The organism is Belliella aquatica (assembly GCF_014637795.1).
Taxonomy (GTDB): domain Bacteria; phylum Bacteroidota; class Bacteroidia; order Cytophagales; family Cyclobacteriaceae; genus Belliella; species Belliella aquatica.
In genome coordinates this window covers 78597-89156 of the sequence record NZ_BMFD01000002.1, presented here as the reverse complement: position 1 = coordinate 89156, position 10560 = coordinate 78597, and the positions used below count along the sequence as shown (strand labels likewise).

Here is a 10560-nt window from a genome sequence, read left to right as displayed (position 1 = left end):
GGCGGATATGAATCCTAACTCTTGAAGATTGTACAATAAAAAAGCCCCAAAAGTGGGGCTTATGTAGCGAGGACGGGAGTTGAACCCGTGACCTCAGGGTTATGAATCCTGCGCTCTAACCAACTGAGCTACCTCGCCAGGTAATAATGTATTTGGTCAATATATTTATCGAGGGTTGAACCCGTGTCCGCCGCGGCGGATATGAATCCTGCGCTCTAACCATCTGAGCTACCTCGCCGAATTGGAATGCAAATATGCTAGGTTGAGTTGTTAAAAACAAGTGTGATTGCTTAAAAAATCACATTTTTTACGAATCAAAATTTTAAAACTATGGTAAAGAACAAGTTTACAGCTGACTATCAAATAAATACTTCAAGAAAAATTTTATTTCCTTATTTAAGTACCGCGAGTGGATTGTCCGAGTGGTTTGCAGATGATGTGAAAATCAATGAAGACAAAAATTACATCTTCAGCTATGATGGAGAGGATCATCATGCCAAGCTCGTTGCTTTGAGAACAAATATGCACGTGAAATTTGATTTTTATGACCCCAATAGCGAAGATGAAACCGATCATTCATTTATTGAATTTAAACTTGAAGAAAACGAATTAACACAAACCATGTTTTTGAGAGTGATCGATTACAGTGACGCTTATGATGATGAAGAGCAAGAATCTATTTGGGACAGTTTGATTGCTTCTCTAAAAGAAATTATAGGAGGATAATCTGCCAAGGATTTCTTATTTTTGAAATCTTATTCAAAAGCTTTAACGTAATAGTTTTGTTAAAGAGGAGTACTTCTTCATGAAAAAACTTGATAAATTGATTCTAGGGTCCTTTATAGGTCCCTTTTTATTGACTTTTATTGTCGTAGATTTTATTCTACTGACTGTGAATATGCTGAAATATTTCGACGAAATTTTCGGTAAAGGTTTAGATTTTACAGTTTACCTCGAGTTGATCAGTTACTTTTTGATTAGTATTTCACCGATGGCCTTACCACTGGCCGTTTTACTATCTTCCTTGATGACATTTGGGAATTTAGGAGAGCATTTTGAATTGACAGCCATCAAAAGTAGCGGAATATCACTTCTTCGGGCTTTAAGGCCCATTGGAATATTTGTCATTGTCTTGTCATTTTTAGCTTTTTTATCTAATAATTATTTAGTTCCAAAAGTAAATCTTAAAACCTTCAGTTTACTTTACGACATTCGAATGAAGTCACCGGCTCTAGATATCAAAGAAGGTGTTTTTTACAGTGGTATCCCGAGATACAGTATCAAGGTAAATAAGAAGATTGACGAAGTTAGATTAGTTGACCTAATTATTTATGATCACTCAGAAGGGCAGGGGAATGTCAATGTTATTCTAGCAGATTCTGGAAGGATGGAGCCCTTTTTCAACGAGTCTTACATGAGTATGACATTATATAACGGAATCAGCTACAAAGAATCTAGAGATAAAAGAGCTTCATATAACAAACCTCAAGATTTCACCAGAACAAGATTCTCTGAAAATCAGATTATCTTAAATTTGGAGTCATTCCAAATGAATCGAACATCTGAAGATCAATGGTCAAATAATAGATCTATCAAAAATATAGGGCAGTTAAGAGTTGGATTGGATTCAATGTCTAGCGAAATCAACAGAATGATTTTCACAAATTTCGCATCCTCAGAATCATCTTATCCCTTTTATACAAGAAATAGGAATTTTAAAATTCCAGAGGATATAGTAAACAAGAAGAAATATGATGATTCTCTGAGGATAGAAAAAAGCAAAAGTATTGATAAACGTGATTCTCTTAAAAACATTGAGGTTCAGATGGCAGGATCAATAGATGATGGAGGGAATTTAAGTTATGATTCGATAACTTTTGACAGTACTTCGGACCTTTCATCCATTGAGATAGCACAAGAGAATACAGATTTTCAAGCAGAACAATTAGAGAATATAAATGAAAATAAAAGGAAATTAGCTCCTCGTGATCTTTCAAACTTTCAGCAAGATGTTCCCTCACGTTTAGATAATGCATTGTCTGTCGCACCTGATACGACATTTCAAGATCAAGCTGTAGTTTCATCTAAAGTAAATGCCAAGATCAAGTCTACAGAATTTTCAGAAGCACAAAAAACAAGAATTGATTCAATTATTGAAAAAAACAACTACAGATCAAGATCAGCAACTGTAGCTCTAAACAATGCCAGAACGCTTAAAAATGCATTTAATAGAAAAGTATTTGAAATCAATGAAGTAGAAAGAGAATATAGAAGGTATCAAATCGCTTGGTACCAAAAATACACGACTGCTTTTGCTTGCATTGTCATGTTTATGATCGGTGCCCCACTTGGAGCGATTATTAAAAAAGGAGGTTTAGGAATGCCAGTGTTGGTATCAATTATTTTCTTTATTATTTATTACATGCTGACTATAACAGGGGAGAAGTGGGGAAAAGAAGGAATGGCAAACACACTCTTTGGAACCTGGTTTTCAATTTTGGTTTTGATTCCAATTGGTCTTTTCTTTTTAAAGCAAGCTAGAAAAGATGCTAGGTTATTTGAATTGGAGGTATACACAGAAGCATTTAAAAAGCTTAAGCAATGGATAGAAACAAAGTTTGGCAAAAACAAGAAGACACTTTTAAATTCAAAATAAAGCTCGTACATTTGTGATTGTTTTAAAATAAATTTAACTAAGCATGTATTTAACTACAGAGAAAAAATCGGAGTTGTTTAAAAATCATGGTAGGTTAAAGTCTGAGACTGACACTGGTTCTCCAGAATCTCAGATCGCTTTATTCACATTCAGAATCAAGCATTTAACTGACCATTTGAAAACTAACAAAAAGGATCACTCTTCAAGATTGGGTCTTTTGAAACTAGTAGGTAAGAGAAGAAGTTTATTGAACTATCTTTTCAGAAATGATATCGAAAGATACAGAGCTGTTCTTGCTGACCTAGGAATACGTAAATAAAATTACTGTAAGGTTCTCTATTTGAGAACCTTACTTTTTTTTGCTTTCCCCCAGATATTAAACCTTACTTTTAAAACTATTAAAGATTTATTCTTAACAAACTTGTATGTTACCAAACGTAATTTCTAAAACTATCACCCTAGAGGACGGTAGAGAAATCATTATTGAAACAGGTGCATTGGCTAAACAAGCTGATGGAGCTGTAGTAGTAAGAATGGGTAATGCGATGCTTTTGGCAACCGCAATGTCCAAAAAAGAGGCAGGAGAAGGAGTTGATTTCCTTCCAATGTCAGTAGATTATCAAGAGAAATTTGCTGCATCAGGAAAAATTCCTGGTGGTTTCCTTAAAAGAGAAGGAAGACTTTCTGATTATGAAATTTTAATAAGTAGAATCGTAGATAGAGCAATCAGACCTATTTTTCCAGATGATTATCATGCTGATACACAGATTGCAATTACTTTAATGTCATCTGATGCAGATGTACTCCCTGATTGCTTAGCTGGTTTAGCGGCATCAGCTGCACTTGCAGTCTCTGATATCCCTTTTAATGGTCCAATTTCAGAAGTTAGAGTTGCCAAAGTAGACGGCAAGCTAATCATCAATCCAACACCAACGCAATTAGTACAAGCATCGCTTGAATTTATTGTAGCTGGATCAGAAGAATATATTCTTATGGTTGAAGGTGAAGCAGATGAAATTTCTGAAGATGAAATGGTGGAAGCAATGCAGCTTGCACACGAAGAAATTAAAAGACATTGTCAGATTCAAAAAGAATTGACAATTGCTGTAGGTAAAGAAGTGAAGCGTGAGTATAGTCATGAGAAATCTGATCCAGCTTTATTTGAAAAGATGCATGCTGAGGTTTATCAGAAATGTTATGACGCTGTCAGCAAAATGATTGCTAACAAATCTGAAAGATCAGAATTGATTAAAGCTATCAAAACAGAATTTGTAGAGAGTTTAGGTGAAGATCATGAGTTTGAAGCAAGTTTGATTGGACCATATTTTTCTAAAATCCACAAAGAAGCAGCTAGAAATCTAACTCTTGACGAAAAGAAAAGATTAGATGGTAGAAAGCTTGACGAAGTAAGGCCTATTTGGTCTGTAGTAGATTATCTACCTTCAGCACATGGATCTGCGGTATTTACAAGAGGAGAGACTCAATCAATCACTACTTGTACATTAGGTACTAAGATGGATGAGCAGATGGTGGATGGAGCAGTGATCTCAGGTTACAATAAATTCTTCTTGCATTACAATTTTCCTGGATTTTCTACTGGAGAAGTAAAACCAAATAGAGGTCCTGGAAGGAGAGAAGTAGGACACGGGAATCTTGCTATGAGAGCTTTGAAAAAAGTTTTACCTGCAGATGATCAAAACCCTTACACTATCAGAATTGTATCTGATATTCTAGAATCAAACGGTTCGTCTTCTATGGCGACAGTTTGTGCTGGTTCATTGGCTTTGATGGATGCTGGTATTCCAATCAAATCTGCTGTAACAGGTATCGCGATGGGTATGATCTCGGATGCGAAAACTGGAAAGTACTCTATTCTTTCTGATATCTTAGGTGATGAAGATCATCTTGGGGACATGGATTTTAAGGTTACAGGTACAGCAAAAGGAATCACTGCTTGTCAAATGGATCTTAAGGTAGAAGGTCTTGATTACAATGTATTGAAAGAAGCGCTTTACCAAGCAAAAGAAGGAAGATTACATATCTTAAATGAAATCACCAAAACACTTGCAGCTCCAAAAGCTGATTTGAAACCACATACACCAAGATCATTTATCATGACTATTCCAAAGGAATTGATTGGTGCAGTGATCGGGCCTGGAGGAAAAGTGATTCAGGAAATTCAAAAAGATACTGGTGCGACTATCGTTATAGAAGAAAAGGATAATGTTGGTAAAATCAATGTATTCTCAAGCGACGAAACTTCGATGAATGCAGCGATTGCAAGAATCAAAGGTATAGTAGCACAGCCTGAAATTGGAGAAACGTATACAGGTAAAGTTAAAAACATCATGCCATTTGGTGCATTTGTAGAGTTTATGCCTGGAAAGGATGGCTTACTTCATATCTCTGAAATCAAGTGGGAAAGGTTAGAAACGATGGATGGAGTCTTAGAAGCAGGCGAAGAAATCCAAGTTAAACTAATCGATGTAGATAAGAAGACAGGTAAATTCAAGCTTTCCAGAAAAGTTCTTTTACCAAAGCCAGAAAAAACAGATAATTAAGATTAAGATTTATTTAATCAAATTGATTATTTTGAACCTTAATAGTATAAATATCTGTTAACAACAGAGTCCAAAATTGTAATTAAATATATTCTTGAATGAGGCAGCTAAAAATTAGCAAACAGATAACCAACAGAGAAAGTCAGTCCTTAGATAAGTATCTACAAGAGATTGGTAAAGTTGATCTACTTACTGCAGATGAGGAAGTAGTTTTAGCCAAAAGAATCAGAGAGGGTGATCAGTTAGCACTTGAGAAGCTAACAAAAGCTAACCTAAGGTTCGTGGTTTCTGTGGCCAAACAATATCAAAACCAAGGTCTTTCATTGGGTGACTTAATCAACGAGGGAAACCTTGGATTGATCAAGGCTGCTCAGAGATTTGATGAAACCAGAGGTTTTAAGTTTATCTCTTACGCCGTATGGTGGATTAGACAGTCAATTCTTCAAGCGCTTGCGGAACAATCAAGAATCGTAAGACTTCCATTGAATCGTGTTGGTTCTTTGAATAAAATTAGTAAAACTTTCAGTGAACTTGAGCAAAAATTCGAAAGAGAGCCATCTCCAGAGGAATTAGCTGAAGTACTAGAGATAACAGCTAGTGAGGTGGTCGATACCATGAAAATTTCTGGTAGACACGTATCCATGGATGCACCATTTGTTCAAGGAGAAGAAAACAGCTTATTGGATGTATTGGAAAATGACGGAGAAGAAAAGCCTGATGATGGATTGATGAATGATTCTTTGAGAAAAGAAGTTCAGAGAGCCTTGTCTACTTTAACTCAAAGAGAAGCTGATGTGATCACGCTTTACTTTGGTTTGAATGGAGAACATGCCATGACACTCGAAGAAATTGGTGAAAAATTTAATCTAACAAGAGAAAGAGTTAGACAGATTAAAGAAAAGGCAATCAGGAGATTAAGACATACTTCAAGAAGTAAAACTTTAAAGCCTTATTTAGGTTAAAAATCCTAATGTGCATACTAATGAAAAGGGGATTTTAATCCCCTTTTTTTATTACCTAATCTTCCCTGAAAAGTAGTGAATCATTTCAAAGTTTCTTAAGTCTTTAAACAACACTTAAATTAGAAATGATTTATGGAATTTTAACAGATGTTAATTTTGTTGTAAGTTTTAAATTAACAAAATTTGCCAACCCATAAAAAAAGAGCAATGAATACTGATATTGAAAAAGTAAAAGTACTTATTATAGGTTCTGGCCCAGCAGGGTATACAGCTGCAATTTATGCGGCTAGAGCGGGTTTGAACCCGATTTTATATACAGGAGGCCAGCCAGGTGGTCAGTTGACCATTACGACTGATGTAGAGAATTATCCTGGATATCCCAACGGGATTATGGGACCTGAGATGATGGAAGATTTCAGGAAGCAAGCTGAAAGATTCGGAACGAAGGTACGTTATGGTTTAGTAACGAAAGTAGATTTCAATTCGACTCCACATAAAGTAATTGTTGACGAGCAAGTAGAAATACATGCAGAGACAGTATTGATTTCAACTGGAGCATCAGCGAAATGGTTAGGACTCGAAAGTGAAGAAAGGCTCAATGGGAGAGGAGTTTCTGCTTGTGCGGTTTGTGATGGTTTTTTCTTTAAAGGTCAAGACGTAGCGATAGTGGGAGCTGGCGATACTGCATGTGAAGAAGCTTCGTATCTAGCTAATATATGTAGTAAAGTCTACATGATTGTTCGTAAGGATGAAATGAGAGCTTCTCAAATCATGCAGAAAAGAGTTATGAACAACCCGAAAATAGAAATTCTGTGGAATACTGAAACACAAGAAATCCTTGGTGAAGATGAAGTAACGGGAGCTAGATTAATCAATAATGTAACTAAAGATGTTTCTGAAATTAAAGTCTCTGGTTTTTTCGTTGCCATTGGACACGAGCCAAATACTGGAATTTTCAGGGAGTTTATCAATATGGATGAATCAGGTTATATTAAAACTATTCCTGGCAGTACAAAGACCAATGTAGAAGGTGTATTTGCTTGCGGAGATGCGCAAGATCATATTTACAGACAAGCTGTAACAGCTGCTGGCACTGGGTGTATGGCTGCTTTAGATGCTGAAAGATATTTGGCATCTCTAGAATAGTCCTTAATTATAAGTAATGAAGTATAAAAGTGTCTTATTGATTTTGATATTATTGGGTATGAGTTTCACACAAACTCATGCCCAAATTTTTCCTAAGATTATTAAAAAACCCAAGGAACAACCTCAAATAGTGAATAATCCGCTATTGAGAGATATTAGGCTTTTTGATTCTCAAAAGTATCTTCAAAATATTACAAGACAAACTGATTCTCTTTTATATAAGGATTATGTTGACTTGAGAAAGAGACTAAGTATTGTAGCAGAAGACACACTTTCTTTGATCTGGGCACCTACCAATCAATTGGTAAAGGTTTCGGAGCAGATTCAAATTGATAGTATTTGGATTACTGCTTTTGAGTATTTTTCTTCTTGGGATAGTCAAAAAATCAATATTTATGATTTCAATCCGAAGGATTTTAAAGATACTGTCTATGTCAAATTGTATGATCAATTTTTTGGTACGAAATGGGCACTCCCTCTAGATCAGACTAAAGTAACGTCTGAATTTGGTTTTAGAAGATATCGATGGCATCATGGTACCGATTTAAAACTAAATACAGGAGATCCCATTTACAGTACTTTTGATGGTATTGTCAGAATCAAATCCTACGATAGAAACGGATATGGTTATTATGTTGTAGTACGCCATAAAAATGGACTTGAAACACTCTATGGGCATATGTCCAAAATTCTTGTAGAAGTTGGGCAAGAGGTGAAATCCGGAGATATATTAGGTTTGGGAGGGAGTACGGGAAGGAGTACTGGCCCACATTTACATTTTGAAGTTAGGTATCAAGGATTATCCATTAACCCTACTCAATTATTTGATTTTAATGTAGGAAGACTAATTTCTGATGTTTATGCAGTAACTTCAGCAAGTTTTGATCATGTAATCGAAGCACAAAAGTCTGTTTATCATAGAGTAAGGAGTGGAGAGAATCTCAGTATCATTGCAAGAAAATACGGGACTAGAGTTAGCAATTTGACCCGATTGAATAACCTTACCACAAGAAGTATTTTGAGGGTTGGTCAAAATTTGAAGATTAGATAAACTATTTCACCCCTCTAGTCTGTTGTAACTTGAATTTTAAACCATCAATATGAAATTAGATATACTCGTTTTTGCGGCACACCCTGATGATGCAGAATTAGCGTGTTCAGGAACTATTGCTCGGCATATTGCTCAAGGCAAAAAAGTTGGAATCGTGGATCTTACACAGGGAGAGATGGGAACTAGAGGGACGCCAGAGCTAAGACTTCAAGAATCGAGTGATGCTGCCAAAATTCTAAAATTAACCATCAGAGAAAATTTAGGTTTTAAGGATATTTACTTTTTGGATGATCACGAACATCAGCTGGAAATGGTCAAAATGATCCGTAAATATCAACCTGAAATAGTACTTGCAAATGCGATTACAGATAGGCATCCAGATCATGGAAAAGGGGCAAGTCTTGCAACAAACTCTTGCTTTTTGAGCGGATTGAGAAGAATCGAAACACAATTGGAAGGTGAGAGTCAGTTACCTTGGAGACCAAAGAATGTCTATCATTACATTCAAAATAATTATATCCAGCCTGATTTCGTTGTAGACATCACAGATTATTGGGATGTAAAGCTAGAGAGTATAAAAGCATTCAAATCACAATTTTATGATCCAAATAGCAGCGAACCCCAAAGTTTTATCTCTTCTGAAAACTTTCTAGGATTCATTGATGCAAGGTCTAGAGAGTTTGGGCATTCGATAAATGTAAAATACGGAGAAGGCTTTACAAAAGAAAAAATGTTAGGAATAGGCGATCTTTTCGACCTAAAATAAAAAATGGTTCTACTTATACAGTAGAACCATTTTTTTAAGGAGCTAATCTTACTTTACTCCAACTTCCAGTAGCTTCCAAACGGTAGAGAATTCTGTCATGAAGTCTACTTGGTCTTCCTTGCCAAAACTCAGCTTCGTGAATTTTAATTCTATAGCCCCCCCAATGTTCTGGCCTTTTGATCGTCTTCGGGTCAAGATTTTCCCTTAATTCGTTTTCTTTGTTTTCTAAAAAGTCTCTATTGGCAATTTCAGAGCTTTGAGGAGAAACCCATGCTCCAATTTGAGAAGAATAAGGTCGAGAGAAGAAGTATTCATCAGAATCAATTTCACTAATTTTCTCGACTTTGCCTAAAAATCTCACTTGTCTCTCCAATTCTGCCCAAAAGAAGGTTACAGCAACATTTGGATTTTGAGCAAGTTCCATACCTTTTTTACTTTGATAATTTGTAAAAAAGATCAGACCATCTTCAATTCCCTTTAGTAGGACAATCCTAGAATTTGGCGTCCCATCATTTTGGACCGTTGCTAGATTCATTGCATTTACCTCGAGTACTTTCGTATCTATTGCTTCATCAAACCAAATTTTAAATTGCTCTAGAGGCATTTTTTGCACATCTTCGACATCTAAAGACTTAAGAGCATAATCAATTCTAATATCCGAAATTTTCATATATGTCAGGTTATTTAATTAATAACATCAAGTGTGTGAAAGAGTTAATGAATTGTTATCTTTTCTATTCTTTTACTTGATAAAAGTACCATTCTTATTGCATTTAAAAAATTTAGATATATATTAACGATTGATTACTAAAAGGTATTTTTTATGAAAGAAAATTCTAAAATAGATCCCAAATCAGGTCATTTATTGATATCGGAACCGTTTTTACAAGATGAAAATTTTGTAAGATCTGTTGTTCTACTTTGTGAAAATAGTGAAAATGGAGCCTTTGGATTAGTCCTTAATAAACTCTCTATTTTAAAGTTGGGAGAGTTAGTTGATGATCTTAGTTTTTTAGACTGCGACGTATATGTTGGAGGTCCTGTTGAGCAAAACACCCTACATTTCATTTATTATGGTGAAAAATTATTGGAAGGAAGTATTGAGTTAGGGGAGAATTTATGGTGGGGTGGTGATTTTAGTCAGTTAGTTTCTTTTTTAATAGAATCTAAAATTGATTTAGAGAAAATTAGATTTTTTATAGGCTACTCTGGTTGGACAGAGGGTCAGCTTGAAGCTGAGATTGAGGAAAATACATGGATTGTCAATGATAAAATTGATTTAGAAAATATCTTACATTCTTCTCCAGAGGAATTATGGAGGATTATTTTGAAAAATATGGGTGGCGAATATCAAGTATTGGCAAATTATCCCATTGACCCAAGATTAAATTAAACAAAATTGTTACTTTTGTTTAAGC

10 protein-coding genes and 1 tRNA gene are annotated in these 10560 nt (G+C 35.3%); 9 read left to right on the top strand and 2 right to left on the bottom strand.

Annotated elements, in window-relative coordinates; genetic code table 11:
- Positions 1-64 precede the first annotated feature (64 nt).
- Positions 65-138, bottom strand: a tRNA-Met gene (locus tag IEV57_RS03085).
- Between the two features lie 192 nt (positions 139-330).
- Between IEV57_RS03085 and IEV57_RS03080 the strand changes: the two genes are divergently transcribed.
- From IEV57_RS03080 to bshB1, 8 genes are all read left to right on the top strand, one after another.
- The gene (locus IEV57_RS03080) at positions 331-726 is read left to right on the top strand and encodes an START-like domain-containing protein (protein ID WP_188439561.1); all 396 of its coding nucleotides are present in this window, start codon (positions 331-333) and stop codon (positions 724-726) included.
- Between the two features lie 79 nt (positions 727-805).
- Positions 806-2656 carry an LptF/LptG family permease gene (locus tag IEV57_RS03075; protein WP_188439559.1) on the top strand — a complete coding sequence of 617 codons (1851 nt, stop codon included), beginning with the start codon at positions 806-808 and terminating at the stop codon, positions 2654-2656.
- A 43-nt stretch (positions 2657-2699) separates the two neighbouring features.
- Positions 2700-2975, top strand: coding sequence for a 30S ribosomal protein S15 (gene rpsO, locus IEV57_RS03070; protein WP_188439556.1), 276 nt, complete (start codon positions 2700-2702; stop codon positions 2973-2975).
- Between the two features lie 106 nt (positions 2976-3081).
- Positions 3082-5217: a polyribonucleotide nucleotidyltransferase gene (gene pnp / locus IEV57_RS03065; RefSeq protein WP_188439554.1), complete on the top strand. Its 2136-nt coding sequence runs from the start codon at positions 3082-3084 to the stop codon at positions 5215-5217.
- A 98-nt stretch (positions 5218-5315) separates the two neighbouring features.
- Complete coding sequence (locus tag IEV57_RS03060; protein ID WP_188439552.1) at positions 5316-6179, top strand: sigma-70 family RNA polymerase sigma factor; 864 nt, start codon at positions 5316-5318, stop codon at positions 6177-6179.
- A 207-nt stretch (positions 6180-6386) separates the two neighbouring features.
- Positions 6387-7325, top strand: coding sequence for a thioredoxin-disulfide reductase (trxB, locus tag IEV57_RS03055; protein ID WP_188439550.1), 939 nt, complete (start codon positions 6387-6389; stop codon positions 7323-7325).
- 16 nt (positions 7326-7341) lie between these two features.
- Positions 7342-8376 carry a M23 family metallopeptidase gene (locus IEV57_RS03050; protein WP_188439548.1) on the top strand — a complete coding sequence of 345 codons (1035 nt, stop codon included), beginning with the start codon at positions 7342-7344 and terminating at the stop codon, positions 8374-8376.
- Positions 8377-8425: 49 nt separating this feature from the next.
- Positions 8426-9142, top strand: a complete 717-nt coding sequence (bshB1, locus tag IEV57_RS03045) for a bacillithiol biosynthesis deacetylase BshB1 (protein WP_188439546.1) — start codon at positions 8426-8428, stop codon at positions 9140-9142.
- 34 nt (positions 9143-9176) lie between these two features.
- On the opposite strand, the gene pdxH is transcribed toward bshB1, so the two are convergent.
- Positions 9177-9812 (bottom strand): pyridoxamine 5'-phosphate oxidase, encoded by a 636-nt coding sequence (gene pdxH, locus IEV57_RS03040; protein WP_188439544.1) that lies wholly within the window; start codon positions 9810-9812, stop codon positions 9177-9179.
- Between the two features lie 153 nt (positions 9813-9965).
- Between pdxH and IEV57_RS03035 the strand changes: the two genes are divergently transcribed.
- Positions 9966-10535 (top strand): YqgE/AlgH family protein, encoded by a 570-nt coding sequence (locus IEV57_RS03035; RefSeq protein WP_188439542.1) that lies wholly within the window; start codon positions 9966-9968, stop codon positions 10533-10535.
- Positions 10536-10560 lie beyond the last annotated feature (25 nt).